Annotated in this window: 23 protein-coding genes; 16 read left to right on the top strand and 7 right to left on the bottom strand. The window is 69.1% G+C overall.

Annotated features, from left to right (window positions below):
• Positions 1–272 precede the first annotated feature (272 nt).
• Both ACEN2M_RS06175 and ACEN2M_RS06170 read right to left on the bottom strand, forming a co-directional pair.
• On the bottom strand, positions 273–1,088 hold the full coding sequence (locus ACEN2M_RS06175; protein ID WP_441647261.1) for a Bax inhibitor-1/YccA family protein: 816 nt from the start codon (positions 1,086–1,088) through the stop codon (positions 273–275).
• 107 nt (positions 1,089–1,195) lie between these two features.
• A complete protein-coding gene (locus ACEN2M_RS06170; protein WP_441647260.1) occupies positions 1,196–1,687 on the bottom strand; it encodes a hypothetical protein in 492 nt (163 codons plus the stop codon).
• 38 nt (positions 1,688–1,725) lie between these two features.
• On the opposite strand from ACEN2M_RS06170, the gene ACEN2M_RS06165 reads away from it, so the two are divergent.
• The 4 genes from ACEN2M_RS06165 to ACEN2M_RS06150 all read left to right on the top strand — a co-directional run bounded on the left by ACEN2M_RS06165 (position 1,726) and on the right by ACEN2M_RS06150 (position 6,786).
• Entirely contained in the window at positions 1,726–2,763 is a 1,038-nt protein-coding gene (locus ACEN2M_RS06165) for a glycerophosphodiester phosphodiesterase family protein (RefSeq protein ID WP_441647259.1), read from the top strand.
• A 54-nt stretch (positions 2,764–2,817) separates the two neighbouring features.
• Complete coding sequence (locus ACEN2M_RS06160; RefSeq protein ID WP_441647258.1) at positions 2,818–5,292, top strand: ATP-dependent helicase; 2,475 nt, start codon at positions 2,818–2,820, stop codon at positions 5,290–5,292.
• On the top strand, positions 5,289–6,392 hold the full coding sequence (locus tag ACEN2M_RS06155) for an FUSC family protein (protein ID WP_441647257.1): 1,104 nt from the start codon (positions 5,289–5,291) through the stop codon (positions 6,390–6,392). The genes ACEN2M_RS06160 and ACEN2M_RS06155 overlap by 4 nt, the downstream gene beginning before the upstream one ends.
• Positions 6,393–6,549: 157 nt before the next feature.
• The gene (locus ACEN2M_RS06150; protein ID WP_441647256.1) at positions 6,550–6,786 is read left to right on the top strand and encodes a hypothetical protein; all 237 of its coding nucleotides are present in this window, start codon (positions 6,550–6,552) and stop codon (positions 6,784–6,786) included.
• Positions 6,787–6,941: 155 nt separating this feature from the next.
• Here the strand turns inward: ACEN2M_RS06150 and ACEN2M_RS06145 are convergent, their stop codons facing one another.
• Positions 6,942–8,258, bottom strand: a complete 1,317-nt coding sequence (locus ACEN2M_RS06145; protein WP_441647255.1) for a DUF1254 domain-containing protein — start codon at positions 8,256–8,258, stop codon at positions 6,942–6,944.
• 115 nt (positions 8,259–8,373) lie between these two features.
• Entirely contained in the window at positions 8,374–8,763 is a 390-nt protein-coding gene (locus ACEN2M_RS06140) for a DUF3054 domain-containing protein (protein WP_441647254.1), read from the bottom strand.
• Between the two features lie 157 nt (positions 8,764–8,920).
• On the opposite strand from ACEN2M_RS06140, the gene sucC reads away from it, so the two are divergent.
• The 10 genes from sucC (at position 8,921) to ACEN2M_RS06090 (ending at position 22,746) form a co-directional block, all read left to right on the top strand.
• A complete protein-coding gene (gene sucC / locus ACEN2M_RS06135; protein ID WP_441647253.1) occupies positions 8,921–10,090 on the top strand; it encodes an ADP-forming succinate--CoA ligase subunit beta in 1,170 nt (389 codons plus the stop codon).
• 19 nt (positions 10,091–10,109) lie between these two features.
• Positions 10,110–10,997, top strand: a complete 888-nt coding sequence (sucD, locus tag ACEN2M_RS06130) for a succinate--CoA ligase subunit alpha (RefSeq protein ID WP_441647252.1) — start codon at positions 10,110–10,112, stop codon at positions 10,995–10,997.
• A 110-nt stretch (positions 10,998–11,107) separates the two neighbouring features.
• Positions 11,108–12,667, top strand: coding sequence for an APC family permease (locus ACEN2M_RS06125; protein ID WP_441647251.1), 1,560 nt, complete (start codon positions 11,108–11,110; stop codon positions 12,665–12,667).
• Between the two features lie 110 nt (positions 12,668–12,777).
• Positions 12,778–14,034, top strand: coding sequence for a cell division protein PerM (locus ACEN2M_RS06120; RefSeq protein ID WP_441647250.1), 1,257 nt, complete (start codon positions 12,778–12,780; stop codon positions 14,032–14,034).
• 9 nt (positions 14,035–14,043) lie between these two features.
• Positions 14,044–14,637 (top strand): phosphoribosylglycinamide formyltransferase, encoded by a 594-nt coding sequence (gene purN / locus ACEN2M_RS06115; protein WP_441647400.1) that lies wholly within the window; start codon positions 14,044–14,046, stop codon positions 14,635–14,637.
• Entirely contained in the window at positions 14,634–16,313 is a 1,680-nt protein-coding gene (gene purH / locus ACEN2M_RS06110) for a bifunctional phosphoribosylaminoimidazolecarboxamide formyltransferase/IMP cyclohydrolase (protein ID WP_441647249.1), read from the top strand. The genes purN and purH overlap by 4 nt, the downstream gene beginning before the upstream one ends.
• A 159-nt stretch (positions 16,314–16,472) precedes the next feature.
• Positions 16,473–17,693 (top strand): mechanosensitive ion channel family protein, encoded by a 1,221-nt coding sequence (locus tag ACEN2M_RS06105; protein ID WP_441647248.1) that lies wholly within the window; start codon positions 16,473–16,475, stop codon positions 17,691–17,693.
• Between the two features lie 140 nt (positions 17,694–17,833).
• The gene (ddaH, locus tag ACEN2M_RS06100; RefSeq protein ID WP_441647247.1) at positions 17,834–18,646 is read left to right on the top strand and encodes a dimethylargininase; all 813 of its coding nucleotides are present in this window, start codon (positions 17,834–17,836) and stop codon (positions 18,644–18,646) included.
• Between the two features lie 447 nt (positions 18,647–19,093).
• Entirely contained in the window at positions 19,094–20,944 is a 1,851-nt protein-coding gene (locus tag ACEN2M_RS06095) for an ABC transporter ATP-binding protein (RefSeq protein WP_441647246.1), read from the top strand.
• Positions 20,941–22,746, top strand: a complete 1,806-nt coding sequence (locus ACEN2M_RS06090) for an ABC transporter ATP-binding protein (RefSeq protein WP_441647245.1) — start codon at positions 20,941–20,943, stop codon at positions 22,744–22,746. Before ACEN2M_RS06095 ends, ACEN2M_RS06090 begins: the two co-directional genes overlap by 4 nt.
• 8 nt (positions 22,747–22,754) lie before the next feature.
• Here ACEN2M_RS06090 and ACEN2M_RS06085 read toward each other — a convergent pair whose 3' ends face one another.
• Positions 22,755–23,132 carry a cupin domain-containing protein gene (locus ACEN2M_RS06085; protein WP_441647244.1) on the bottom strand — a complete coding sequence of 126 codons (378 nt, stop codon included), beginning with the start codon at positions 23,130–23,132 and terminating at the stop codon, positions 22,755–22,757.
• 309 nt (positions 23,133–23,441) lie between these two features.
• On the opposite strand from ACEN2M_RS06085, the gene ACEN2M_RS06080 reads away from it, so the two are divergent.
• Positions 23,442–24,614 carry an NAD(P)/FAD-dependent oxidoreductase gene (locus tag ACEN2M_RS06080; RefSeq protein ID WP_441647243.1) on the top strand — a complete coding sequence of 391 codons (1,173 nt, stop codon included), beginning with the start codon at positions 23,442–23,444 and terminating at the stop codon, positions 24,612–24,614.
• Here the strand turns inward: ACEN2M_RS06080 and ACEN2M_RS06075 are convergent.
• Entirely contained in the window at positions 24,589–24,909 is a 321-nt protein-coding gene (locus ACEN2M_RS06075; protein ID WP_441647242.1) for an MGMT family protein, read from the bottom strand. The two genes, ACEN2M_RS06080 and ACEN2M_RS06075, sit on opposite strands and share 26 nt — an antisense overlap.
• 3 nt (positions 24,910–24,912) lie before the next feature.
• Entirely contained in the window at positions 24,913–25,365 is a 453-nt protein-coding gene (locus ACEN2M_RS06070) for a GNAT family N-acetyltransferase (RefSeq protein WP_441647241.1), read from the bottom strand.
• A 161-nt stretch (positions 25,366–25,526) separates the two neighbouring features.
• Here ACEN2M_RS06070 and ACEN2M_RS06065 point away from each other — a divergent pair, with 161 nt between their 5' ends.
• The gene (locus tag ACEN2M_RS06065; RefSeq protein ID WP_441647240.1) at positions 25,527–26,741 is read left to right on the top strand and encodes an NADP-dependent isocitrate dehydrogenase; all 1,215 of its coding nucleotides are present in this window, start codon (positions 25,527–25,529) and stop codon (positions 26,739–26,741) included.
• Positions 26,742–26,744 lie beyond the last annotated feature (3 nt).

Genomic DNA, 26,744 nt, shown 5'->3' with positions numbered 1-26,744 from the left:
CCGCTCCCGTAGTCGTTCCGGAAGCACCCTCGCCAACGCGAGGGTGCTTCCGTCGTTAACCCGGCGCGGCGGTGCGGCGGTGCGGTCGGTATCGCGGTGCGGCGGTGGCACGGGCGTGATTGCGCGGCTGCTGAGGTAGGCGGGTCAGGCGCCGCTGTGCGGCAGGCGCGCCACCCGCCCAGCGGCGCCTTGCGCGCATAACCGACGAGAGGGCCGGCCCGTGGTGGGCCGGCCCTCTCGGGTGCTGCGGATGCTGCGGGAGCGAGGGAGCGCTACTCGCGGGCGATCATGAAGATGCGCAGCAGCTCGATGTAGAGCCACACGACGGTGACCATGATGCCGAACGCGCCGCTCCAGCCGTACTTGCGGGGCGCCCGGTTGTTGACGCCGCGCTGGATGAAGTCGAAGTCGAGCACCAGGGAGTACGCCGCCATCAGCACGGCCAGCACACCGATGACGAGGCCCAGCTTGATCTCGAAGCCGGCGATCTCGATGCTGCCGCTGCGCATGCCGAACGCACCGTCGACGGCGCCGAACATCATCATGCCGAAGTTGACCAGGGAGAAGACCGCGTAGCCGATCATCGCGATGAGGAAGACCTTGGTGGCCTTCTTCGATGCCCGGATCTTGCCGCTGGAGAACAGCGCCAGGGTCACGCCGACGACCACGAGGGTGGCGATGACGGCCTGCACGACGACGCCACCAGCCATCTCCTCGAAGAAGCGGGAGATGCCACCGACGAACAGTCCCTCAAACGCGGCGTAGGCGAGGATCAGGGGCGGCGACGGCTCCTTCTTGAAGGCGTTGACCAGGCCGAGCACGAGCCCGCCGATCGCGCCGAGGATGACCAGGAACGGCATCACCGGGGTGAGCACCCAGGCGGTCGCCGCGGCGGCCAGCAGAATCGCGAAGGCCAGAACTGTCTTGCCGATCGTGTCTTCGTAGGTCATCCGGTCGGTCTCCTGCGAACCGGCGGAGGGCGAGTTGTACAGCGCCTGCAGGTCGTTGTCGGAGAGCACCTTGGTTGATGCAACGGCGCCGGGAGCGCCGAACGCGGCGTTTCTAAATGCGGGGTTGGACGTAGCCATGGTTCCTGCCTAACAATCAGCTGGGTAAAGGGAAGCACGCCCGCCTCGGACGTGTGAGTCTGTGCCCCAAATCTACCCGAACAACCCGGGGTTTGCTGAGAGTCCGCTCAGAGACGACGGCGCGCGCCGGTGCGCCGAACCGCCAGAGCCCAGCCCAGCCAGGCGCAGGCCACGGTCGCGACGCCTCCGCTGAGCAGTCCGACCCAATTCTGGCCGTATTCGTTCAGCGCGCCCTTGAGCACGAAGCTCAGCACGATCACCGGGAGCACCGCCAGGTAGCTGCGCGCCGGCCGGTGCCGGGCGAACAGCCACCCGCCCAGCAGCATCGCGAACGCCCCGACGAAGTCCGGCCCGGCGACGAGCACCAGCGCGGCCACCAGGCACGGCAGCACCACCAGCAGCCGCCGCCACAGGGCGCCGGGCAGAATCAGCCAGCCCAGCAGTTGCACGCACGGCCCCACCAAGAGGAACCACAGGCTGTAGGTGCTGGTGAGGTTGGTCAGGGCGGCGCCGAGCACGATTGTGACCAGTCCCACCGCGTACCGCCACCGCACATCGCCCCAGCGCACGCGCGGCGTCGGGTCGATCCAGCTGGTCATACCCCAAGATTCGCACAGCCCGCGGCTAACCTTGACTCATGCCACCCCTCGTGATCGGACACCGCGGCGCCAGCGGGTACCGGCCGGAACACACCGAAGCCGCTTACCAGCTCGCCTTCGCCCTGGGCGCGGACGCGATCGAACCCGACATCGTCGCCACCAAGGACGGTGTCCTGGTCGTGCGGCACGAGAACGAGATCTCCGGCACAACGGATGTGGCCACGCGCGCCGAGTTCGCCGGCCGCCGCACCGAGAAGGTCATCGACGGTGTCGCCCTCACCGGCTGGTTCACCGAGGACTTCACCTGGGCAGAGCTGCGCACCCTGCGCGCCAGGGAACGACTGCCGGCCCTGCGCGGCCTGAGCGCCAGCTTCGACGGGCTCTTCCCGATCCTGCGGCTTCGGGACGTGTTCCGTCTGGTCGACCGGGCCGAGGCGCCGCTCGACCGGGAACTCGGCGTCGTCGCCGAGATCAAGCACGCCAGCTACTTCGAGTCGATCGGCCTGCCGCTGGACGAACTGTTCGCCGCCGAGGTCAACGAGGCCGGCTGGAACACCGGGGAGGGCCGGCTCACCATCGAGAGCTTCGAACGCACCGTGCTGGCCCAGGTGCAGGCGCGCGGGGTGTTCGGCCGCCGGGTGTTCCTGCTCGAGGCATCCGGTGCCCCCGCCGATCTCGTCGCCAGGTTCGGCGACCGGGCCACGCAGTACTCGGACTACCTCACCGACCTGGCGCTGTACCAGCTCGGCCACCAGGTCGACGGCATCAGCGTGCCCAAGTCGTTGATCCTCAACACGGATGCGGAGGGCAACGTCGACGGCGCCTCCGACCTCGTCGACTCCGCCCACGCCGCGGGCCTGGAGATCTACACCTGGACGCTGCGCCCGGAAAACCGGTTCCTCGCTCCCGGCTTCAGAATCGGCACCCGCAAGGCCGACTTCGGCAACTGGCAGGCCGAGTTCCGCACGATCATGGACACCGGCATCGACGGGGTCTTCGCCGACCAACCCGACCTGGCGGTCTTCGTGCGCGACGGGCTGCCGGCCGGGCTGCCGCATCCGCTCTCCCGCGCCTGAGGCCGAACCGTCCGCCGGGCGGATGTCGGCGGCTGCGCCTAGAATTGGCTCGCCATGACTTTGTCTTCAGACCTGCCCAACGCCCCCGCGACCAGGTCGTCGGCGACCCCGATCATCCTCGACGGACGAGCGGGTCCCGATGCCGGGTCCAACGCCGGTCAGCAGCAGAGCCCGCTCTTCGACGGGCTCAACCCGCAGCAGCTCGAGGCCGTGAAATACCGAGGTCCGGCCCTGCTCATCGTCGCCGGCGCCGGCTCGGGCAAGACCAGTGTGCTCACCCGCCGGGTGGCCAGCCTGATCGAGAGCCGGGAGGCCTGGCCCAGCCAGATCCTCGCGATCACGTTCACCAACAAGGCCGCCGCCGAGATGCGCGAACGGGTGCGCGGGCTGCTCGGCCAGGCGTCCGACGGCATGTGGATCAGCACCTTCCACTCCTCCTGCGTGCGCATCCTGCGCCGCGAGGCCGAGAGCGCCGGCCTGTCCACCAACTTCAGCATCTACGACTCGGCCGACTCCAAGGTCACCATCAAGCGCATCATCAAGCAGCTCGACGCCGACACCATGGGCTTCACCCCCGGCAATGTGGCGTCCAAGATCTCCAAGCTCAAGAACGAGCTGGCGGATGTCGACTCCTACGCCCGCAACGCGAACATGAGCGACCCGCAAGAGGTCATGTTCGTCGAGATCTTCCGCCAGTACACGAGAAGGCTGCGCGCGGCCAGCGCCCTCGACTTCGACGACCTGATCGGCGAGACGGTCTTCCTGTTCCGCGCCTTCCCCAAGGTCGCGGCGCTGTACAGGCGCCGGTTCCGGCACATCCTGGTCGACGAATACCAGGACACCAACCACGCCCAGTACGCGCTGGTGCGCGAACTCACCCGCCCCGTCGACGCCGAACTGGCCGACGACATGGAGGATCAGGGGCTGCACGTGAAAAACCTGCAGAATGCCCAGGGGCAGATCCCGGGCGCCTCGCTGACCGTGGTCGGCGACTCCGACCAGTCCATCTACGCCTTTCGCGGCGCCTCCAGCCGCAACATCACCGAGTTCGAACGCGACTTCCCCGGCACCAAGGTGATCCTGCTCGAGCAGAATTACCGCTCCACCCAGAACATCCTCTCGGCCGCGAACGCCGTGATCGGCAACAACTTCGATCGCCGCGAAAAGCGGCTGTGGAGCGCCGGCGGCGACGGCGAGAAGATCGTGGGCTACACCGCATACAACGGCCACGACGAGGCGCAGTTCGTCGCCGACGAGATCGAGGTACTGCACGCGGCGGGCATGGCCTACCGCGACATGGCGGTCTTCTACCGCACCAATGCGCAGACCCGGGCCCTGGAAGAGATCCTGGTGCGCGCCGCGGTGCCGTACCGGGTCGTCGGCGGCACCAAGTTCTACGAACGCGCCGAGATCAAGGACGCGCTGGCCTACCTCATCGCCGTCGCCAACCCGCAAGACGAGCTGGCGCTCCGCCGCATCCTGAACACGCCCAAGCGCGGCATCGGCCCGGCCACCGAAACCCAGCTGGCCAGCTTCGCCGACACCAACGGCATCAGCTTCCGTCAGGCGATGCGCGACTCCGGCGGCCTGGGGCTCGGACCCAAGGTGACCGGCGCCATCCTGAAACTGGCCACGCTGCTCGATTCGGCCGCGCTGATGATGGATCCCCAGAACCCGGCCGGAGCCGCCAACGTCAGCGACCTGCTCACCTTCCTGCTCGATGGCAGTGGCCTGCTCGCCGTGCTGCGGGCCAGCCGCGATGCGCAGGACGAGGTGCGGGCCGAGAACATCGAGGAGCTCGTCGCGCAGACCAAGGACTTCAACCGGGAGAACCCCGACGCCGGCCTGGTCGACTTCCTCACCCAGGTGTCGCTGGTGGCCGCCGCCGACGACCTCGACGACGCCTCCGGCACCGTCTCGCTGATGACCCTGCACACCGCCAAGGGCCTGGAGTACGAGGCCGTGTTCCTCACCGGCGTCGAGGAGGGGCTGCTGCCGCACCAGATGTCGGCCGGCGAACCGGGCGGCCCCGCCGAGGAACGCCGGCTGTTCTACGTGGGCATCACCCGGGCCAGGCAGCGCCTGTACCTGTCGTTGGCGATGACCCGCGCCCAGTTCGGCGAGGTGAACGTGGCGATGCCCAGCCGCTACCTGCAGGAGATCCCGGCGACCCTGATCGACTGGAAGCAGTCGCCCGGCATGGCCAACTCCCGCGGCGGTACCCAGCCCCGCGCTCTGAACGCCCGCCGCGACGGCGGCGGCTTCGGCAGCCGCAGCGGCACCCCCGGTCAGCTGCCGCCGGCACCCAAACCGAAGACCGAGTGGGCCAACCGGGTCACCGCGCAGGTGCGCGACAACGGTGACCTCACCCTGAACGCGGGCGACCGCATCCGGCACGTGGACTTCGGTGACGGCAAGGTCAACCAGGTCACCGGCGAGGGCACCAAGCGCATCGCCCACGTGCAGTTCGACACGAGCGGGGCGAAGAAGCTACTGATCAAGATCGCCCCGATCGAGAAGATCGAGTGACCGGCCCGACCAACGACGAGTCAACGGATGCGCGCTCCCGCCCCGAAACCCTGAGGCAGTGGGCACGATCCCTGCGTGCCCTGGACCTCGAGGTCGCCAGCCGGGCGACCCTGGCGATGGTGATACCGCTGATCGTGCTGGTGCTCGCGGGGCGGATCGACTGGGCGGTCTACGCCTCCTTCGGCGGAATGACGGCCCTGTTCGGGCGCAGCGAACCGTACCGGCTGCGGGCACGCTCGGTGAGCGTGGCAGCCGTCGGGATGCTCGGAGCGATCGCGTTCGGGCTGGGGCTGGCCGCCGTCGGGGCGCCGCTCTGGCTGCTCACCTGCGGTCTCGTCGTCGTGCTGGTCACCGGGGTGCTGCTGGTCAACACGATGGGCCTGTTTCCCGGTACCCCGCTGTTCTTCGTTTTCGCCTTCACCGTGTGCTCGCAGGTGCCCACCGAACCCGATCAGGTGGCGCCCCGGCTGCTGGTGGGCCTGGCCGGCGCGGCCTTCGCCTGGCTGGTGACCATGTCCGGTGCTCTGCTGCGTCGCGTGGTACCCGAACGAAGCGCCCCGCTGTTCAAGCAACTGCCGCGGCAGCCGCGCGTGAACCTCCGCGCGTGTCGCAGCGGCCGGGTCTGGCTGTCGATCGCACAGATGGTGGTGGGCAGCCTCGTCGCCGGCGGCCTCGCGATCATGGTGGGCATCGGGCATCCGTATTGGGCGGTCGTGAGCGTGGTGGCGGTGCTGCCGCCGCCCGGCGCGAAGCACTCCACCTCGCGGGCCTTCCACCGCATCTTCGGCACCGCCCTCGGGGTCATGGTCACCGCGCTGGTGCTGCTGCCGGGTCCACCGGTCTGGGTGCTGATCCTGGTGATCGCCATCGGTCAGTTCGGTGCCGAGATCCTGGTCGGCAAGCACTACGGAGCGGCCCTGCTCTTCATCACCCCGCTGGCGTTGACGGTGTCTCACCTGGGCAGCCCGATGCCGGTCTCGGTGTTACTGGTCGACCGGGTGGTGGAGACAGTTCTGGGCGGTGCGGTCGCCCTGGTGATCGTGGTGAGCACTCGCGCTGGCCTGGCCCGGAGCGCGCGGCGGCGGGCCGTCGACCGCTGACCGGCGCCGGGCCGTCGACCGCTGACCGATGCCTTGTCGGCGACCACCGACGACGGTACGGTGTGCTGCACCGGGGCCCGCGCGTTGCAGCCGTCCCGGTCAACCCGATCCCCGCACCGTTCAGCGTCGGCGCGCGTCCACAGGAGGCTCGATCATCATGACCCACGATTCCGACGGCCTATGGCCGCACGACCCCGAGGCGCTCGACGACAACCGCACCGTCGACGACCTCGAGATCCCCGAGGACGAGGAGCTGCTTCCCGACGCGGAGGACACCGCGCCGACCGACGTGGAGGACACCGATGAGTGGGGTGACGACGCCGACAACCGGCTGGTCGACCTCGGCGACGACACCGACGACACCGACGACACCGACGACGACCTCGACCGCTGACCCCGGTCGGGCGGTGCGGCACCGTCGCGCCAGGGCGACCTGCCCTGCCTCTTGCGGCTGAGGGACCCACAGCAGGACATCGGCCGGAAAATAGGATCCCGCGTCCAATCCCGTCCCTGTGAAGTCACTTCTTCCTTCCGAGGTGCGGCTCAGGGTCAGGGGGCCGGGAGCCGGGTCACCGGCGGGGGCGCCCAGGCGCCGTCCAGCACGTCGCGACGCGGGCCGTACAAGCGCATGGTCACGCCGAGCGGGCCCGGTGGCGCCGGCAGCCAGTTGGGCACCAGATGGTCCGGGGGGCGTTCGTGCTGCAGCACGAGGTCAAGCGAGCCGTCCGGGTTGTAGACCAACTGGTCCCGGTCGCCGATCGCGTACCGGTCGATCGGGTTGGCGGCCGGGAAGCCGTCAGCGTCGTACATGGTCAGCGACCAGAACGCCTCCACGGGCGGCAGCTCGTGCGCCTCGAAGTGCAGCGCGTACCGGTTCCCGCCATCGAGGGGCCGGCCGTCGGCATCCGCCATCAGGATCGGGTAGACAGCGTCCTCCGGCGGGTTGGCGCCGAGACCCACCAGCGCCACCACGGCGCGCTTGAGGTAGTCGTTGCCGTAGTTGCCCATGGTGTCGGTATTGAGCAGCCAGCCGTTCACCCGCCGGCCCAGCAGGGGCAGCGTGGCCAGCATGGTCGCTCTCGCCTCGGCCACCCCCTCCTCGAGCCTGCCGGTGTCCGCCGCATCCAGCCGCTCGCCGTCGAAGCGCAGGCCGGGCACGATGCCGAGGTGCCGGATGCGGGCCAGGACCGAATAGTCGGTCGCGTGCACCGGCACCGTCCTCAGTGCGGATGCCGCCCGCCTGAAGAACTCCACCCCGCTGAGCTGGGCCACGGTGCGCAGCGGTGGGGTGGACGAGTCAACCGTCGGGTCCAGCGGGAACGGCACGTACTCCACCGGCAGGGTGAGCCGCAATTGGTCTTGCAGCGCCCGCACCGCCGGGTAGTCGTCGACGCCGTTGGTCTGGAACCGGCCCACGATCCAGAGGTATGGCGTTGGTGCCTGCACGAGGCCGAGGCCGGCCGGCATCTCGCCCACCCAGCCGGGCGGCACCACGAGCAGGTCCAACGCCGCGGTTCCGGTGGTGCGCTTGCCCGGGTTGGCGAACACCTCGGTCCACATGTCGATCAGCGGCAGCATGTAGTAACGATCGGCGGTGTCCGGCAGGTGCACCAGCACGGGTCCCGCGCTGAGGTCCAGCCAGGCCAGCGAATACAGGGTGTCGAAGTTGGGTCGCACGACGTCGCGAAAGTCGGCCGTCGGAAAGGCGCGGGTGTGCACGAAGGTGTTCTCAGGTCCGCGGCCGAAGACCCGCCCCGGCGCGGTGTTGATGCTCTGCTGCCGGGTGACGTCCATCAGCACCAGCGGGTACAGGTAGAGGTAGGCCTCTTCGGCCAGGGTCTTGGGGTCGATCGACAGGGTGCTCATCGGCGCTCCTCCTGTTGAGTCTGAGCCACGCCCGGGCGTGCGGGCACGCGAACCGTTCGCACAGGCATTGTGGCCCATCACCTCGCCCGGGCACAGGGCTCGGCCGCCGAGGCGGTTATCCGGCGCTGCGACGGTGGCGCAGGCGCCGCACCAGGAGCGCGATCGCCCGCCAGCCGAGCAGGAACACGCCGAGCACGAGGACGGTCACGATCACGAAACTGGTCTGCACCCCCTGACCGCTGGCGAGGCGCAGGAGCATGCCGACGACCACGGTGATCAGCCACAGGCCCACCCCGGTCCACCAGATCTGCAGCGGCGTGCGCCAGGCGCGCAACACCAGCCAGGCCACGACGAGCCCGGCCAGGAACGGCCACCAGGTGCCCAGCACTCCCCAGAGGCCCTCGCCGTGGCTGGCCCGGCCGATCACCACGAACAGCAGCAGCATGGCCGCATCCAGGCCCGCCGCAAGCGAGATGAGGGCGAGGCTGGCGTTGCGATACGGCATGGGTTCAAGAATACCGGCCCGCGCCATCGGCACTCATCTGAGAAGGTAGAGTTTGAGATGGTCAGTATCTCTCGACGTCGAGCTAGTTTTCGCGCCGGGGAGCCAGACCACACCTACCCCATGCACGGAACGCTATGACGCGGATTGGAAGAGCAGCGTGGATCTTTACGAATACCAGGCCAGAGACCTGTTTGAACAGTATGGAGTGCCGGTTCTGCCGGGCATCATCGCAGACACGCCCGAGGAGGTGCGCGCCGCGGCCGAGAAGCTCGGCGGTGTCGTCGTCGTCAAGGCGCAGGTCAAGGTGGGCGGCCGCGGCAAGGCCGGCGGCGTGAAGGTCGCGAAGACCCCGGATGAGGCCGAAGCCGCCGGGCGCGCCATCCTGGGCCTGGACATCAAGGGCCACACCGTGAACCGGGTGATGGTCGCCGGGGGAGCCCGCATCAAGCAGGAGTTCTACTTCTCCGTACTGCTGGACCGGTCCAACCGCTCCTACCTCTCGCTCGCCAGCTACGAGGGCGGCGTGGAGATCGAGGTCCTCGCGGTGGAGAAGCCCGAGGCGCTCGCCTACGTGGCGATCGACCCGAACGCCGGCATCGACCTGGCCAAGGCCCGCGAGATCGCGATCCAGGCGAAGTTCCCGGCCGAGCTCGTCGACAAGGTCGCCCCGGTCTTCGTGCAGCTCTACAACGTCTACAAGGGCGAGGATGCCAGCCTCGTCGAGGTCAACCCGCTCGTCCTCACCGAGGAGGGCGACATCATCGCCCTCGACGGCAAGGTCACGCTGGACGAGAACGCCGGGTTCCGTCACCCGCACCACGCCGAACTCGAAGACGCGGCCGCTGCCGACCCGCTCGAGGCCAAGGCCAAGGCGAACGACCTCAACTACGTCAAGCTCGACGGTTCCGTCGGCGTCATCGGCAACGGTGCCGGCCTGGTCATGTCGACCCTCGACGTGGTCGCATACGCCGGGGAGAACCACGGCGGCGTGAAGCCGGCCAACTTCCTCGACATCGGCGGCGGAGCATCCGCCGAGGTCATGGCGGCGGGCCTCGACGTCATCCTGGGCGACCCGCAGGTCAAGAGTGTCTTCGTCAACGTCTTCGGCGGCATCACCGCGTGCGACGCCGTTGCCAAGGGCATCGTCGGCGCGCTCGCCGAGCTCGGCTCCGCGGCGAACAAGCCTCTCGTCGTGCGCCTCGACGGCAACAACGTCGAGGAGGGCCGTCGCATTCTCACCGAGGCGAACCACCCGCTCGTCACCCTGGCCGCCACGATGGACGAGGGCGCCGACAAGGCCGCCGAACTCGCCCACGCCGCCCGCTGACTGATTAAGGACAACTGACATGTCAATCTTCCTCAACAAGGATTCCAAGGTCATCGTGCAGGGCATCACCGGCGGTGAGGGCACCAAGCACACCGCCCTCATGCTCAAGGCCGGCACCCAGATCGTCGGTGGCGTCAACGCCCGCAAGGCGGGCACCACCGTCGTGCACGGCGACGTCGAGCTGCCCGTGTTCGGCACGGTCGCCGAAGCCATCGAAAAGACCGGCGCGGATGTCTCCATCGCGTTCGTGCCGCCGGCCTTCACCAAGGACGCCGTCATCGAAGCGATCGACGCCGAAATCGGCCTGCTCGTGATCATCACCGAGGGTGTGCCGGTCAAGGACTCCGCCGAGTTCTGGGCCTACGCCCAGGAGAAGGGCAACAAGACCCGCATCATCGGGCCGAACTGCCCGGGCATCATCACGCCCGGCGAAGCCCTCGTGGGCATCACCCCGGCGAACATCACCGGTAAGGGCCCGATCGGCCTGGTCTCCAAGTCGGGCACCCTGACCTACCAGATGATGTACGAGCTGCGCGACTTGGGTTTCTCCACCGCCATCGGCATCGGCGGCGACCCCATCATCGGCACCACGCACATCGACGCGCTCGCCGCGTTCGAGGCCGACCCGGAGACCAAGGCGATCGTGATGATCGGTGAGATCGGCGGCGACGCCGAGGAGAAGGCCGCCGCGTACATCAAGGAACACGTCACCAAGCCCGTCGTGGGCTACGTGGCCGGGTTCACCGCCCCCGAGGGCAAGACCATGGGCCACGCCGGCGCCATCGTCTCCGACGGAGCCGGAACCGCGCAGGGCAAGAAGGAGGCCCTCGAGGCCGCCGGGGTGAAGGTCGGCAAGACGCCGAGCGAGACCGCGACCCTGCTGCGCGAGGTTCTCGCCGCACTGTAACCCGCTTCCGAGCATGAGGGGCCCGCCGATTCGGCGGGCCCTTTCTCGTGCGCGGGGGCGCGAGTACGATGCCGGCACACGACGGATGCCGATGTTCCGATCGGAGGAGCATGTCCCGCAACGACGCCACGGTGCCGGTCCGGCCCGACTCTGCCCGCGCACCGGGCAAGGGCCTGGCCGCGGGCACGCTGGGCCTGTTCGGTTCCACAGTCATCGGGCTCGCGTCCACCGCCCCGGTGTACTCCCTGGCCGCGACGCTGGGCTTCGTGGTGCTCGCCGTGGGTGCCCAGGCACCCGTGGTGTTCGTGATCGCCTTCATTCCGATGCTGCTGGTGGCGTTCGCCTACCGGGAACTGAACCGGGACATCCCCGACTGCGGCACGACGTTCACCTGGGCGACCAAGGCGTTCGGCCCGTGGGTGGGCTGGATGGGCGGCTGGGGGGTGGCGGTGGCCGGCATCGTCGTGCTGGGCAACCTCGCCCAGATCGGCGGAATCTACTTCTGGCTGCTGGTGGCACCCGACCTGGCCGAGAACGCAACTCTCGTGACCATCACCGGGGTGGTGTTCATCGTGCTGATGGTGTGGGTGAGCTACCGGGGAATCGAGATCGGTGAGCGGCTGCAGAACGTGCTGCTGGGCTTCCAGTACCTGGCCCTGGTGCTGTTCACGGTGTTCACCCTGTGGGCGGTGTTCGACGGCAGCGCCCCGGCCGGCTCGACCACCCCTCAGGCCGAGTGGTTCAACCCATTCGCCCTCACCTCGTTCCCCGGCCTGGTCGAGGGTGTGCTGCTGGCCCTGTTCATCTACTGGGGCTGGGACACCTGCCTGTCGCTGAACGAGGAGACCCGCGACCCCAAGCGCATCCCGGGCCAGGCGGCGGTGCTCACCACGATCATCCTGCTGGTCACCTACGTGGGTGTGGCGGTCGCGGCGATGGCCTACGCCGGGCTCGGCAGCGACGGGCTCGGTCTGGGCAACGAGGGCAACGCCGACGACGTCTTCTTCGCTCTCAAGGACGCCGTGTTCGGGCCCTGGGCCTGGCTGCTCGTGGCCGCCGTGATGATCTCGGCGGTCTCCTCCACCCAGACCACCATCCTGCCCACCGCCCGCGGTACCCTCGCGATGGCCGTCTACAAGGCGCTGCCGCGCCGGTTCGCCCAGGTGCACCCGCGCTTCTACACCCCGTCGTTCTCCACCCTGATCATGGGCATCGTCGCGGTCGCCTTCTACGTGGGCATGACCCTGGTGTCGTCCAACATCCTCAACGACACCATCCTCTCGCTGGGCCTGGCGATCGCGTTCTACTACGCCATCACCGGCTACGCCTGCGTCTGGTACTTCAGGCACGACCTGTTCACCAGCTGGCGGAACGCCTGGATGCGCTTCGTCTTCCCGCTGCTCGGCGCGCTGCTGCTGACCGCGGCGTTCGTGTTCTCCCTCATCGACATGATCCGCCCCGACTACGGCTACACGGTGCTCTTCGGCGTCGGCGGTGTCTTCGTGGTCGGTGTCGGTTCCCTGCTGGTGGGGGTGCTGTTGATGATCGTCTGGTCGTTCTTCGCCGGCGCCAAACCGTTCTTCCGCGGCGAGTCGCTCAACCGCGACACCGCCGTGCTGGTGCCGGACGACGAGCTGCCGGTGACCCGGTCGGTTGACGGCGGGATCTGACGGCGGGATCTGACGAGGGGATCTGACGCCGGGATTCGCCGGGGATTCGGGTTGGGCGCGGCGGGGTACGACGAACCTGCAGCCCGCCCAGGGTAGGCTCCCTCACGGATATGAACCGTATAACGACTGCCCTGCTCGCCGCGCTCGAGGCGCTCATTGTCGTGGCCATCGGCGTGGGCATAGCCCTGGTGCCGCTCACCATTCTGTGGGGCACCCACTACGGCCTGGGCATCGACTGGTTCGTCTTCTGGCGTGCCGCCGTCGACGTCTGGCTGCTCGGAAACGGCGTGGATCTGGCCGTGCAACTGCCGATCGAGACGATCTCGGCGCTGAATCTGCCCGGTGCCGAGTCGCCGTTCAGCCTGACGTTCGCCCTGCTCGGCTTCGCCCTGCTGGCGATCCTGCTCGGCGTGCGCACCGGCCGCCGTGCCGCCGGCACCGGATACAGCTTCACGGCCGCCGGCGCGGCCATCCTCAGCTACGGTCTGCTCGCCGCGCTGCTCACCTTCTCCGCCGGCACCGCCGTCGTCACCCCCGCGGCGGTGCAGGGCGTCCTGCTGCCCACCCTGATCTTCGCCGGCGGGGTGCTGATCGGCCTGGCCGGGGCGCCCCGAGCGGCGCCGAGCCTGCCCGGCTGGGCGAGTCGCCCCCTCGGCGCGCAACTGCGCCGCATTCCAGCCGAAGTGCAGAGCCAACTCGCCGCGGCGCTGCGCGGGGGCACCGCCGCTGTCGCCGGCATCATGATCGTCTCCGGCCTGGCCGTTTTCGTGTCGGTCCTGGCCAATTTCGCCACCGTGATCGGCCTCTACGAAACCCTGCAGGCCGATGTGATGGGCGGCATCGCCCTCACCATCGCCCAGCTGGCGTTCATCCCGAACGTGGTGATCTGGGCGGCCAGTTGGTTCGTCGGTCCGGGCATCGCCCTCGGAGCGGGCAGCAGCGTCTCGCCGCTCGGCACCACCCTCGACGCCGTGCCCGGCCTGCCCCTGTTCGGCGCGCTGCCGCACGGCACCCTCGAATTCGGCTTCCTCGGCCTGCTCGTGCCGGTCCTGGTCGGTTTCGTATCGGCCGTGCTCGTGCGGCAAAGCCTGGACAAGCGCGCCAACGCCCCGCACGGGTCGGCGCGGATGCTGATCACCGGAGCATTGATGGGCGTCGTCGCCGGCATCCTGCTCGGCCTGCTCAGCTGGTGGTCGGCCGGCGCGATGGGGCCGGGACGCCTCACCGAGGTGGGCCCGAACCCGCTGCTCGTCGGTGCGCTCACGACGGTGGAGGTGGGTGTCGCCGCCGCACTCGGTATGCTCGTCGGTGGCCGTCGGGCCCGGAGCACGGATTCGCGCACCGAGGAAGTCTCAACGAAACGGTAGGCTCGGATGGTGCTGTCACTGGTCGTATTGATCTCCGGCGGAGGCTCGAACCTGCGCTCACTTCTCGAGGCGTCCAGCGACGCCGAGTTCCCCGCCCGGGTCGTGGCGATCGGTGCCGACCGGGACGCCGAGGGCCTCGCGCTCGGTGAGGAATTCGGCATCCCCACCTTCACGGTGCCGTTCTCCTCGCACGCCAACAGGGACGCCTGGGGCGACGCGCTGCTCGAGCAGATCCAGCAGTGGCAGCCCGACCTCACCGTGCTCAGCGGCTTCATGCGGCTGCTGCCGCCGCGGGTGGTTGCGGCCCTGTCGCCGCACCTGATCAACACGCACCCCGCCTACCTGCCCGAGTTCCCCGGCGCGCACGGGGTGCGCGACGCGCTCGCCGCCGGTGCGACCCAGACGGGTGCCAGCATCATCGTCGTTGACAACGGAGTGGACGACGGACCGATCGTGAGCCAGGAACGGGTGCCGGTACTGCCCGGCGACACCCAGGACTCGCTGCACGATCGCATCAAACTCGTCGAACGCCGCCTGCTCGTGCAGGCCGTGCTCGACATCGCCAACGGACACGTCGATCTCAAGGAGCATTCCCCCATATGAGCGGTCACACCAACGCCCGGAGCCTCTACCGCGACCGGGATGTCATTCCCGTGCAGCGGGCGCTGATTTCGGTTTCAGACAAGACCGGCCTGGTCGAACTGGCGCACGCCCTCGCCGCCGCCGGCGTGGAGATGGTCTCCACGGGCTCCACCGCCGCCACCATCCGCGACGCCGGCCACAGCGTCACGGATGTCTCCGCCGTCACCGGGTTCCCGGAGTCGCTCGACGGCCGGGTGAAGACCCTGCACCCGAGCGTGCACGCCGGCATCCTCGCCGACCTCCGCCTCGAGGCGCACGAGAACCAGCTCGCCGACCTGTCCATCGCCCCGTTCCAACTCGTGGTGGTGAACCTGTACCCGTTCGTCGAAACCGTCGAGTCCGGCGCGGAGCCCGCCGACGTGATCGAGCAGATCGACATCGGCGGACCCGCCCTGGTGCGCGCCTCCGCCAAGAACCACCCCAACGTGGCCATCGTGGTCGACCCCGAGGACTACCCGGAGATCATCGCCGCCGTGGCCGCCGGCGGCAGCACCCTGCGGTTGCGTCAGAAGCTGGCGTCGCTGGCCTTCGAGCACACCGCCAACTACGACCTGAGCGTGTCGGCCTGGTTCACCGAGAACGTCTACGACCAGTGGCAGGACGACACCGAGGCGCTCGGCGAGGAGATTCTCGACGCGTTCGACGCCATCGTCGGTAACACCGACGACACCGCCGACGCCCTGTTCCCCGAGACCCTCGCGATCGAAGCCACCCGCGCCACCGTGCTCCGTTACGGCGAGAACTCGCACCAGGCCGCCGCCCTGTATCTCGGCGAGGGCGGCCAGGGCATCGCCCAGGCCGTGCAACTGCACGGCAAGGAGATGTCGTACAACAACTACGTCGACGCCGACGCCGCCGTGCGCGCCGCGTTCGACTTCAGCGAACCGGCCGTGGCCATCATCAAGCACGCCAACCCGTGCGGCATCGCCGTGGCCAACCCCAAGGCGCCCGACGCCATCGCCTCGGCGCACCACCGGGCACACGACTGCGACCCGGTCTCCGCGTTCGGCGGCGTCATCGCCGCCAACCGCATCGTCACCCTGGGCATGGCCGAGACGGTCAGCCAGATCTTCACCGAGGTGCTCGTGGCGCCCGGGTTCGAGCCGGCCGCGTTCGAGCTGCTCAGCGCCAAGAAGAACATCCGGCTGCTGCAGCTGCCCGAGGACTACCGGCGCTCGTCGCTGGAGCTGCGCCAGATCTCCGGTGGCCTGCTCGTGCAGGAGACCGACACCTTCGACACCCTCGACACCGACGAGTGGCGCCTGGTGTCCGGCCCCGAGGTGGATGCCGCCACCCGCGCCGACCTCGAGTTCGCCTGGAAGGCCTGCCGGGCCGTGAAGTCCAACGCGATTCTGCTGGCGCACGCCGGCGCATCCGTGGGCGTGGGCATGGGCCAGGTCAACCGGGTCGACTCCTGCCACCTGGCCGTGAGCCGGGCGGGGGAGCGGGCCGAAGGCGCCGTGGCCGCGTCCGACGCGTTCTTCCCGTTCGCCGACGGCCTCGAGGTGCTGCTGGAGGCCGGGGTGACCGCGGTCGTGCAGCCCGGCGGTTCGGTGCGCGACGAGGAGGTCATCGCCGCGGCGACGGCCGCCGGGGTGTCGATGTACTTCACCGGGGAGCGTCACTTCTTCCACTGATCAAATGATTCGCAGGCGCCGGTGCGGCATCCGTTTTTCGCGGATGCCGCACCGGCGTTCGTCATTGTGTGGCTCTTCTCAGTCAGGGCTGTCAGACTGGGTGGTCCACGTGACACCGCCGTTGCAGACCTGTACAGACCTGACACGGAAAGGCCACCTGTGATCGACATTCTCGGCATGCCCCTGCCCGCCTTCCCGGTCGCCGTGGTCACGGCGATCGTGCTCGCCCTCGCCATCACCGCGATAGCGGCCCTTGCGTTCCGGCTGGTCGGCAAGCGCAAAGCCTGGGCGCGTGTGCTCGTGCAGCTCATCCGGGTGCCCTTCCGCATGACCATCCTGATCGGCGCGCTCTGGCTCGCCGTGGTCGGTTACCTCGACGTACCCGCCGACTGGGATGCCGCGTTGGGCTTCCTCTTCCGGGCCCTGTTCATCGGCAGCGCGACCTGGCTGCTCTGCGCGCTGCTCTACTATGCCGAGGAGATGGCCGCCAACCGGTACCGGATCGACGTGCGCGACAACCGGGTCGCGCGTCGGGTGCGCACCCAATTGCGGATGCTGCGTCGCATCGGCATCGTGATCATCATCATCTGCGCCATCGGCACCGTGCTGCTGAGCATCCCGGGTGCCGCGACCGTCGGGGCGAGTCTGTTCGCCTCCGCCGGTCTGCTCAGCGTGGTGGCGGGCCTCGCCGCCCAGTCCACTCTGGCGAACATCTTCGCCGGCATGCAGCTCGCGTTCAACAACGCCCTGCGCGTGGATGACGTCGTGATCGTCGAGGGGGAGTGGGGCAAGATCGAGGAGATCACCCTCACCTACATCGTGGTGCACATCTGGGACGACCGGCGGATGGTGCTGCCGTCCACCTACTTCACCACCACCCCGTTCCAGAACTGGACCCGGCACAACAGCGAACTGCTCGGCCAGATCGACTTCGACCTGGACTGGCGGGTGAACCCGGCCGCGATGCGCGAGGAGCTCAACCGCATTGTCGAGATGACCGACCTGTGGGACCGCCGTGCCGTGGTGCTGCAGGTGACGGATGCGATCGGTGGCTTCGTGCGGGTGCGCGTGCTCGTCACCGCGCAGGACGCTCCCACCCTGTTCGACCTGCGTTGCTTCGTGCGGGAGAACCTCATCGACTGGGTCAACGCGGAGAACCCGGAGGCCCTGCCGATGAGCCGGGTGGAGGTGCGGCACGAGCCCGAGGCCGCTCCGGTGCGGCCGTCATCGCGCGGCCGGAAGCCGGCCCGCCCGGTCATCGAGGCCCCCGGGCTGTTCTCCGGCGACGAGGGCGGCAAGGAACGTGCCCAGCACTTCACCGAGTCCATCACCGTGCAGGACTGGGAAGACGCCCCCGAGTCCCTGCCGGCGCCGCGCTAGCCGCCCCACGCAGGTCACCGACTTGCACCGAATTCCCGCTTGGCGCCATCCGAAGGGGCACTGTGCGGCAAGTGACGGATGCGGCGCGCTCGCGGGCCGGCCGCGGATCGCGCCGGGCGGAGGTGTTTTAGGCTGTGCGCATGACAACCTCCGGTGACTCTGGCATCCCCGTCGGCACGGCATCCACTGGCACCGCCAAGCGCGTGCTGGTACGCCGCCCGGTCGACATCCTCGCCGAGGGGCAGATCACCCACATCGACAGGGTCCCGATCGATCTGGACCTGGCCCGAGCGCAATGGGAGGGCTATGTCGCCGCCCTGCAGGCCGAGGGCTGGGCCACCACCGAGGTGGACCCCGCGCCGGACCAGCCCGACTCCGTCTTCGTCGAGGATGCCGTGATCCTGTTCGGCGACACCGCCGTGCTCTCCAGCCCCAGGGCTCCCAGCCGGCGCGGCGAGACGGCCGGAGCCGAGGCCGCGGTGCGCACCCTCGGCCTGACCGTACGGCGCCTCGACCTGCCCGGCACCCTCGACGGCGGAGACGTGCTCAAGGTGGGCCGCACCGTGTACGTCGGCCAGAGCCTCCGCACCAACGCCGACGGCGCCGCGCAGCTCGCCGCCATCGTCGAGCCGCTCGGCTACACCGTCGTGCCTGTCCCCGTGACCCGGGCCCTGCATCTCAAGACCGCGATCACCGCGCTGCCGGACGGCACCATCATCGGCTACCCGCCGCTCGTGGACGACCCGGGTCTGTTCGAGCGTTTCCTGCCCGTGCCAGAGGCCGAGGGCACCGCCGTCGTGATCCTCGACGAGAACACCCTGCTGATATCGGCCGCGGCCCCGCAGACCGCCGAACTGCTGACCGGGCTCGGCTACCGCACGGTCACCGTGGACATCACCGAGTTCGAGAAGCTCGAGGGCTGCGTCACCTGCCTGAGCGTGCGGGTGCGCTGACGCCGACCCGCACCAAGCGCCCGCCCTCGCGTCCGCATCCGCTGCCCGAGACCGTGGGCCGAAATTCGCTCTTGCGCCCAGCGCGCCCCTGGCCCTATCCTGAAAGGCTGCCTGAACAGGGGGGCACAAGACGATGACACGACGCGCTCAGGAGGCCGACATGACTAAGACAGCTCGCACCAGGTTCGCATCGATTGCAACCGGCGCTGCCTTCGTCCCGGCGCTCCGGCTCGCCTCCGCCTAGGGGCCCGGCCAGACCACCCACTGCCCGCATCATCGCGGGCGACTCATATCGGCGGGCGTCAACGCGCTCGACCTTTCCGACGCGGTCCACCGCGCCGACCTGGGAACCACCGTCGGCTTCGCCGCGGCTCGCGCACCCATTCAGAACGCACCATCCAGCCCGCCGACGCCTCGCGCCGCACCGGGCCCAGCCAGGAACACCAGATGACCACCACTGCTGAACAGCATCCGCCTCACACCGCTCCCACCCCCACCGTGCGAAGCAACACCCTCCGCACCCTGCTGCGGCTCTACCCGTACGCCAAGCCGGCTCTGCCGCGCCTGGGTCTGGGCATGCTCGCGGCGCTGCTCGCCTCGCTGGTGGCGCTGGCCATCCCGCAGGTGCTGCAGCAGCTTGTGGACGGCGCCCTCAGTCAGGGCGACACGGCGCCGATCTGGCCCGCCGTGCTCACAGTGCTCGGCCTCGGCGTGCTCGAGGCCATCATGATCGCCCTGCGCCGCTGGTTCGTGTTGGTGCCCGGCACCCACATCGAGTCCAGGATGCGCAACGCCCTGTACAGCCGGCTGCAGGACCTGCCCGTCACCTTCCACGACCGCTGGCCGAGCGGGCAGCTGCTCTCGCGCGCCATCAGCGACCTCAACATGATCCGCCGATGGATCTCCTTCGGCCTGGTGCTGCTCGTGGTGAACTTCCTCACCATCCTCGCCGGGGTCGTCATCCTGGTGTCGATGAACTGGATCCTCGGCCTGATCTTCCTGGTCTGCTCGATCCCGATCTGGATCTACGGTTACGTCTTCGAGGAGAAGTACTCCGTGATCGCCCGCCGCAGCCAGGACCAGTCCGGCGACCTGGCGACCGCCGTCGAGGAATCGGTGCACGGCATCCGGGTGCTCAAGGCCTTCGGCCGGGGCAGCTTCGCCTTGAAAAGCTTCGCCAACCAGGCCGAAGAACTGCGCGGCACCGAGATCGAGAAGGCCCGCGCCATCGCCGGCATCTGGCTGTGGCTGCTGCTGGTGCCCGACGTGGCATTCGCGCTCTGCCTGGTCACCGGTGTCTGGCTCACCAGCCAGGGCCAGCTCAGCGTCGGCGAGCTGGTGGCGTTCTTCGCCACCGCCACCGTGCTGCGCTTCCCGGTGGAGTCGATCGGTTTCCTGCTCTCGATGACGTTCGACACCCGCACCGCCACCGACAGGTTCTTCGACATCCTCGACACCCCCAACACCATCACCGACCCGCCCCGCCCGGTCACCATCACGACCCCGCGCGGCCGGCTCGCGTTCGAGAATGTGCACTTCCGCTACGCGGACTCGCCCGAACGCTTCCCCGACCTGCTCGACGGGGTCAACCTGGTGCTCGAACCCGGTGAGACCATGGCCCTGGTCGGGCTCACCGGCTCCGGCAAGTCCACCCTGACGGCGCTCACCACCCGGCTGTACGACGTGACGGATGGCTCGGTGACCCTGGACGGGGTCGACGTGCGGGCCCTCCGCCGCGAGGAACTGCGCCGCCACATCGCCATGGCGTTCGAGGACGCCACCCTGTTCTCGGCATCCGTGCGCGACAACGTGCTGCTCGGTCGCCCGGAGTTCGCCGAACCGAGCCCCGAGGCCGACGCCGCCCTGGCGGAGGCCCTGCAGATCGCGCAGGCCGGCTTCGTGCACGACCTGCCCAACGGCGTGGACACCCTCGTCGGCGAGGAGGGCATGAGCCTGTCCGGCGGCCAACGGCAGCGCGTTGCCCTGGCCCGCGCCGTGGCCGCGGCGCCCGCCGTGCTGGTGCTCGACGACCCGCTGTCGGCGCTCGACGTGAACACCGAGTCGCTCGTGGAAGCCGCGCTGCGTCGCGTGCTCGCCTCGACGACGGCGCTGATCGTGGCGCACCGCCCGTCCACGGTGATGCTCGCCGACCGGGTGGCGCTGCTCGAAGCCGGCCGCATCACCGCCGTCGGCACCCACTCCGAGTTGCTGGCCACCAACGCGCACTACAAGTTCGTCATCTCCAGCCTGGAGGACGAAGAACGACGAGAGTCCGAGCGAGCGGGAGAAGCACTGTGAGTGTCATCGGTGTCGAAGGCGAAGAACGCCTCGACTACACCAAGGCCGAAAGCGGACAGATCCGCCGGCGGTCGCTGCACCTGCTCGGTTCGCTGCTCTTCCCGGTGCGCTGGTCGGTTGTCGTGGCGATGCTCGTCGTGGTCGTGTCCACGGCCGCGCAGGTCGCCGGCCCCGCGCTGATCGCGTACGGGATCGACAAGGGCCTGCCGGCCCTGCTCGAGCAGGACTGGGTGCCGCTGGCGGCGACCGGTGTCGTCTACCTCGTCACCGGTGTCACCGGCGCGCTGCTGATCGCCTGGTACACGGTGCTCTCCGCCCGGATCAGCCAGGCCGTGCTCATCGACCTGCGGAAGCGCGTGTTCCTGCAGACCCAGAGGCTCAGCCTCGAGTTCCACGAGTCGTACACCTCCGGGCGCATCATCTCCCGGCAGACCAGCGACCTGGATGCGATCCGGGAGCTTCTGGACTCCGGCATCAACCAGCTCGTGCAGGGTCTGCTCTACATGGTCTTCACCGGCATCGCCCTGGTCGCCCTCGACGGGGTCAGCGGTCTGGTGCTGCTCGTCGCCCTGGTGCCGCTGCTCGCGCTCACCCGCTGGTTCCAGGTGCGCTCCCAGCACCTGTTCCGCCAGTCGCGCACGGCCTCGGCGAGCCTGATCGTGCAATTCGTCGAGACCATGACCGGCGTGCGCGCCGTCAAGGCATTCCGCACCGAGAAGCGCAACGAGGGTGTCTTCGGCACGCTCGTGGAGGCCTACCGGCTGGTCAACGCCCGGGTCATCCAGCTGTTCGGCGTGTTCGACCCCGGCCTGATCCTCATCGGCAACGTGACCGTGGCCGCGGTGCTGCTGGTCGGCGGCTTCAGGGTCGCCGACGGCCAGCTGGCCATCGGCGCGCTGCTCGCCGCACTGCTGTACACCCGCCGGTTCTTCGACCCGATGGAGGAGATGGCGATGTTCTACAACTCCTACCAGTCGGCCGCGGCGGCGCTGGAGAAGATCTCCGGGGTGCTCGAGGAACGCCCCGGCGTGCCTGACCCGGTCACGCCGGTGGACCTGTGGACGTCGAAGGGCGCCGTGCGGTTCGACAACGTGCAGTTCGAGTACCAGGCCGACCGGGTCATCCTGCCGCAGTTCAGCCTCACCCTCGAGCCAGGGCAGACCATCGCCCTGGTCGGTTCGACGGGCGCGGGCAAGTCGACCCTGGCGAAGCTGATCTCCAGGTTCTACGACCCGTCACACGGCAAGGTGCTGCTTGACGGCGTGGACCTGCGGGACCTGCATCCCAAGGACCTGCGCCGGGCCATCGTGATGGTGACCCAGGAGGCGTACCTGTTCAGCGGCAGCGTCGCCGACAACATCGCGATCGGCAAACCGGATGCGACCAGGTCGGAGATCGAGGCGGCCGCACGCGCGGTGGGCGCGCACGACTTCATCGAGGGGCTGCCCGGCGGCTACGACACGGACGTGAACAAGCGCGGCGGCCGGGTCTCGGCCGGGCAGCGCCAGCTGATCTCGTTCGCTCGGGCGTTCCTGGCCGACCCGGCGGTGCTGATCCTCGACGAGGCCACCTCGTCGCTGGACATCCCCAGTGAACGGCTGGTGCAGGAGGCCCTGCAGACGCTGCTCAGCGACCGTACCGCGGTGATCATCGCGCACCGGCTGTCGACGGTGGCCATTGCCGACCGGGTGCTGGTGATGGAGAACGGTGTGATCGTCGAGGACGGCACCCCCGACATGCTCATCTCGGGCACCGGCCGGTTCTCCCGCCTGCACGCCGCCTGGCGGGAGTCGCTGGTCTAACCCGCGGGCTAGCGGGGGCCCAGGGGCGCGACGTTGGGGGGCGCCAGGGGGGACGGTTCGCGCAGCTCGACGAAGATCGCCCGGGTGGGGGTGGAGCCGGTGTTCTCGCCCGAGTGGGTTTGGGCGGGTAACCAGCGCGCCTCGCCGGCATCCAGAACGGCGTCGAAGACCCGTTCGCCGCTGGAGAGCCGACGCCGAAACCCGCTCAAGGTGACCATGACGCTGTCCGGATGCCGGTGTGGGGTGGTTTCGTCGCCGGGCTCGTCCTGGTACTCGAGCACCCGCACCCGCTCGTTTTCGAACAGCACCCGGTAGTGCTCCGGATTCGACCTCACCGGGTCGGCCGCGTCGCCCCGCTCAGTGACCTCACCCTCTGCCGCATCCATGCCGGCACGATACACCTCGCGGGAACTGTGAGAAAAGCACCGAAAACCTCGAGTTCTAGGTGCGTGAGGCACAGTTCGCGGGAGGGGCGGGAGGCCCTCGGGAGAGGGGTTTGAGTCGGGCGTGTTTCGGGGATGTCAAGGGTCGGCAACCACTCGCCGGGAACCCGCCTGACCCGCTTGACACTCCCCGGGCGGGCGGCGAATCTGGTCCAAGGGAACACAACCGCCTCGCACGAGCACCTTCGTTCCCGAGCCGGCGCCACCGGTCATCCGACGGTGTCGGCCTGTCTGATCGGGGGATCACCCAGCATGGATTCAGTCACCATCGTGGGCGCAGGGGTGGTGGGTCACGCGAGTGCCGCGGCCCTCCGCGCCCACGGCTACACCGGCCGCATCACCGTGCTCGGCAGCGAACGCCACCGTCCGTACGACCGGCCGCCGCTCGGCCGCGGATTCCTCACCGGCCAGACCACGATCGGCGAACTGGCCCTCGAGGCCGCGGGCGAAGACCTCGACGTGGACTGGCGGTTGGGGGTGGCGGCCGCCGCCCTCGACCCGGCCGCGCACCGGGTGACCCTGGCCAACGGCTGCACCGTGGATGCTGACGCCGTCGTCATCGCCACCGGCTCCGCTGCCCGGCGCTTCGACACCATGCCGCGCGGGGTGCACACCCTGCGCACCGTGGAAGACGCCCTGGCGCTCCGCGAAGAGCTGCTGCCCGGCGCCCGCATGATCGTGGTCGGCTCCGGCGTGATCGGCCTCGAGGTGGCATCCACCGCCCGGGAGATGGGCCTGGACGTGACGGTGCTCGGCAGCACCACGGATGCGCTCTGCGCGACCTTCGGCCGTACCGTCGCGGACGCCGTGTTCGGCTTGCACGAGCGCCGGGGCATCACCGTGCGCACCGACCTGCGGGTGGCCGACCTGACCGGACCCGGGTGGGTGTCGGGGGTGCGACTCACGACGGGGGAGGAGATCGGCGCCGATGTGGTGCTGCTCGACATCGGCGCGGTGCCGCTGGTGGGCTGGCTGGGTGATTCCGGCCTCGATCTGCGCGGTGGGGTGGTCGCCGACGCGGCGGGCGCCACGGCCAGCCCCGGCATCGTCGCCGTCGGCGACTGTGCCGCGTGGCTGGATCCGTTCAGCGGCACACACCACCGCATCCCGCACTGGAGCGACACCCGCAACCGCCCGGCGATCGCCATTGCCGCGCTGCTCGGGGTGCACCTGGGGGCGGCGGCGCCGGCGCTGGTGAGCTCGGCGCAGGCGGGCGCCCGAGTGCAGTTCGCCGGCCGACTGCACGGCGACGAGCTGATGACCGTGGAGGCCGGCAGCGGCGACACCGGCGACCTGTTGGCCGTCTACCGCCGCGGCGAGCAGCCGGTGGCGGTGCTGGGCATCAACCAGCCGGTGCGGGTGCAGGAGTGGCAGCTGCGCCTGACGGCGCCGACCGCGGTCACGGGCGCCAGCGCGCCCGGCTGAGATCCACCCGGTAACCGATCTCCGGCTCCGCACCGAACAAAAGCGGCGTGTGCTCGGCGCTGTAGTGCACCAGCGCCCGGCTCTCGTGGCCGATCGGCGGGAGACCTCCCGCGCGGATCACCCGCCACCACGGCGCATCCGCCCCGAACTGTGCCATCGTCTGGCCGACGACGCGGGCGGCGCGGGAGCCGAGAGTGGCGGCGACGTCACCGTAGGTCATCACCTGGCCGGCCGGGATAGCCTCGACGATGTCGAGCACGGCCTCGACGAATGGGCTGGTCGGGGACAGGCGCATGGGCTACAGGGTGAGCGCGCCGATGACCTCGCCGAACTCGGTCTCGCCGATGTCGGCGAACCCGATGCGGTGGAAGAACGCCTCTGGGCCCTGCTCGCCGGGCTCCCAGATGACGGTGATGCGGTCGAATCCGCGGCGGCGGGCCTCTTCGGCGAGGGCTTCGGCGGCGAACTTGCCCACACCCATGCCCTGGGCTTCGGCGTCGACGTTGATCCGCCAGATGCAGGCCCGGAATTCCTCCTGGGGGGAATCGGGGTCGAAGTTGCCGTGGATGAACCCGGCGACCTCGCCGTCGAGCAGCACGACACGCTGCCAGGCGGTGGCCGGGTTGATCACGGAGGCGGCCACCGAGTACGAGACCGGCGCGATGAATTGCTCCTGACCAGGCTTGAGGCTCAGGTTGTTGGCCGCGACGATATTGCGCGCGGACAGGTCTTCAAGTCGAAGTTCAGGCATACCCCAAGGTTATCGCCCGGGTGCCGCGGCAGGTAGTCGGGTTTCTGGGGGACCCGGGGACCGCGGCAGCAGCCCGACGAAGTGTCTCGATGTCGAGAGAGTTACCGCCCTCGGCTAGGATTGTTGACGGCCCCACGCCCCGACTCACTGAGGAGAATCCATTGTCGAAGATCAAGGTTGCAGGTACTGTCGTCGAACTTGACGGGGACGAGATGACCCGCATCATCTGGCAGGCCATTAAGGACTCCCTCATTCACCCGTACCTCGACATCGACCTCGAGTACTACGACCTCTCGATCCAGAAGCGCGACGAGACCGACGACCAGATCACCGTCGACGCGGCCCTCGCCATCCAGAAGCACGGCGTCGGCGTGAAGTGCGCCACCATCACGCCCGACGAGGCCCGCGTCGAGGAATTCGGCCTGAAGAAGATGTGGGCCTCGCCCAACGGCACCATCCGCAACATCCTCGGCGGCACCATCTTCCGCGAGCCCATCATCATCTCCAACATCCCGCGCCTGGTGCCGGGCTGGAACAAGCCGATCATCATCGGCCGCCACGCGTTCGGCGACCAGTACCGCGCCACCAACTTCCGCTTCGAGGGCGAAGGCACCCTCACCATGACCTTCACCCCCAAGGACGGCGGCGACCCGCAGCAGTTCGAGGTCTTCCAGGCTCCGGGCAGCGGTGTGGCCATGGGCATGTACAACCTGGACAAGTCGATCATCGACTTCGCCCGCGCCTCGCTGAACTACGGCCTGGAGCGCAACTACCCGGTCTACCTGTCGACCAAGAACACCATCCTCAAGGCGTACGACGGCCGGTTCAAGGACATCTTCCAGGAGATCTTCGACACCGAGTTCAAGGACCGCTTCGAAGCTGCCGGCCTCACCTACGAGCACCGCCTGATCGACGACATGGTCGCATCGGCGATGAAGTGGGAGGGCGGTTACGTCTGGGCCTGCAAGAACTACGACGGCGACGTGCAGTCCGACACCGTGGCGCAGGGCTTCGGTTCGCTGGGCCTGATGACCAGCGTGCTCTCCACCCCTGACGGCAGCGTCGTCGAGGCCGAGGCCGCGCACGGCACCGTGACCCGGCACTACCGCCAGCACCAGCAGGGCAAGCCCACCTCGACCAACCCGATCGCGTCGATCTACGCCTGGACCCGCGGCCTGTCGCACCGCGCCAAGCTCGACTCCAACCCGGCGCTCGCCGAGTTCGCGCACACCCTCGAGGACGTCGTCGTGAAGACTGTGGAGAGCGGCAAGATGACCAAGGACCTCGCGCTGCTGGTCGGCCCCGACCAGGGCTACCTCACCACCGAGGAGTTCCTGGCCGCGATCGCCGAGAACCTGCAGGCCCGCCTGGCCTAACCC

Origin of the sequence: Cryobacterium sp. W22_MBD10_FK3 (assembly GCF_052113745.1) — a bacterium.
Lineage (GTDB): Bacteria > Actinomycetota > Actinomycetes > Actinomycetales > Microbacteriaceae > Cryobacterium.
The sequence above is the reverse complement of the archived record's forward strand: the minus strand, read 5'-3'. Positions and strand labels throughout refer to the sequence as shown.

Coding starts and splice junctions, on each gene's coding strand:
- ACEN2M_RS06120 (WP_441647250.1), top strand. CDS start 12,778: ATGAACCGTATAACGACTGCCCTGCTCGCCGCGCTCGAGGCGCTCATT.
- ACEN2M_RS06165 (WP_441647259.1), top strand. CDS start 1,726: ATGCCACCCCTCGTGATCGGACACCGCGGCGCCAGCGGGTACCGGCCG.
- ACEN2M_RS06080 (WP_441647243.1), top strand. CDS start 23,442: ATGGATTCAGTCACCATCGTGGGCGCAGGGGTGGTGGGTCACGCGAGT.
- ACEN2M_RS06170 (WP_441647260.1), bottom strand. CDS start 1,687: ATGACCAGCTGGATCGACCCGACGCCGCGCGTGCGCTGGGGCGATGTG.
- ACEN2M_RS06095 (WP_441647246.1), top strand. CDS start 19,094: ATGACCACCACTGCTGAACAGCATCCGCCTCACACCGCTCCCACCCCC.
- ACEN2M_RS06070 (WP_441647241.1), bottom strand. CDS start 25,365: ATGCCTGAACTTCGACTTGAAGACCTGTCCGCGCGCAATATCGTCGCG.
- ACEN2M_RS06175 (WP_441647261.1), bottom strand. CDS start 1,088: ATGGCTACGTCCAACCCCGCATTTAGAAACGCCGCGTTCGGCGCTCCC.
- ACEN2M_RS06085 (WP_441647244.1), bottom strand. CDS start 23,132: ATGGATGCGGCAGAGGGTGAGGTCACTGAGCGGGGCGACGCGGCCGAC.
- ACEN2M_RS06125 (WP_441647251.1), top strand. CDS start 11,108: ATGTCCCGCAACGACGCCACGGTGCCGGTCCGGCCCGACTCTGCCCGC.
- purH (WP_441647249.1), top strand. CDS start 14,634: ATGAGCGGTCACACCAACGCCCGGAGCCTCTACCGCGACCGGGATGTC.
- ACEN2M_RS06140 (WP_441647254.1), bottom strand. CDS start 8,763: ATGCCGTATCGCAACGCCAGCCTCGCCCTCATCTCGCTTGCGGCGGGC.
- ddaH (WP_441647247.1), top strand. CDS start 17,834: ATGACAACCTCCGGTGACTCTGGCATCCCCGTCGGCACGGCATCCACT.
- ACEN2M_RS06145 (WP_441647255.1), bottom strand. CDS start 8,258: ATGAGCACCCTGTCGATCGACCCCAAGACCCTGGCCGAAGAGGCCTAC.
- ACEN2M_RS06075 (WP_441647242.1), bottom strand. CDS start 24,909: ATGCGCCTGTCCCCGACCAGCCCATTCGTCGAGGCCGTGCTCGACATC.
- ACEN2M_RS06160 (WP_441647258.1), top strand. CDS start 2,818: ATGACTTTGTCTTCAGACCTGCCCAACGCCCCCGCGACCAGGTCGTCG.
- ACEN2M_RS06150 (WP_441647256.1), top strand. CDS start 6,550: ATGACCCACGATTCCGACGGCCTATGGCCGCACGACCCCGAGGCGCTC.
- sucD (WP_441647252.1), top strand. CDS start 10,110: ATGTCAATCTTCCTCAACAAGGATTCCAAGGTCATCGTGCAGGGCATC.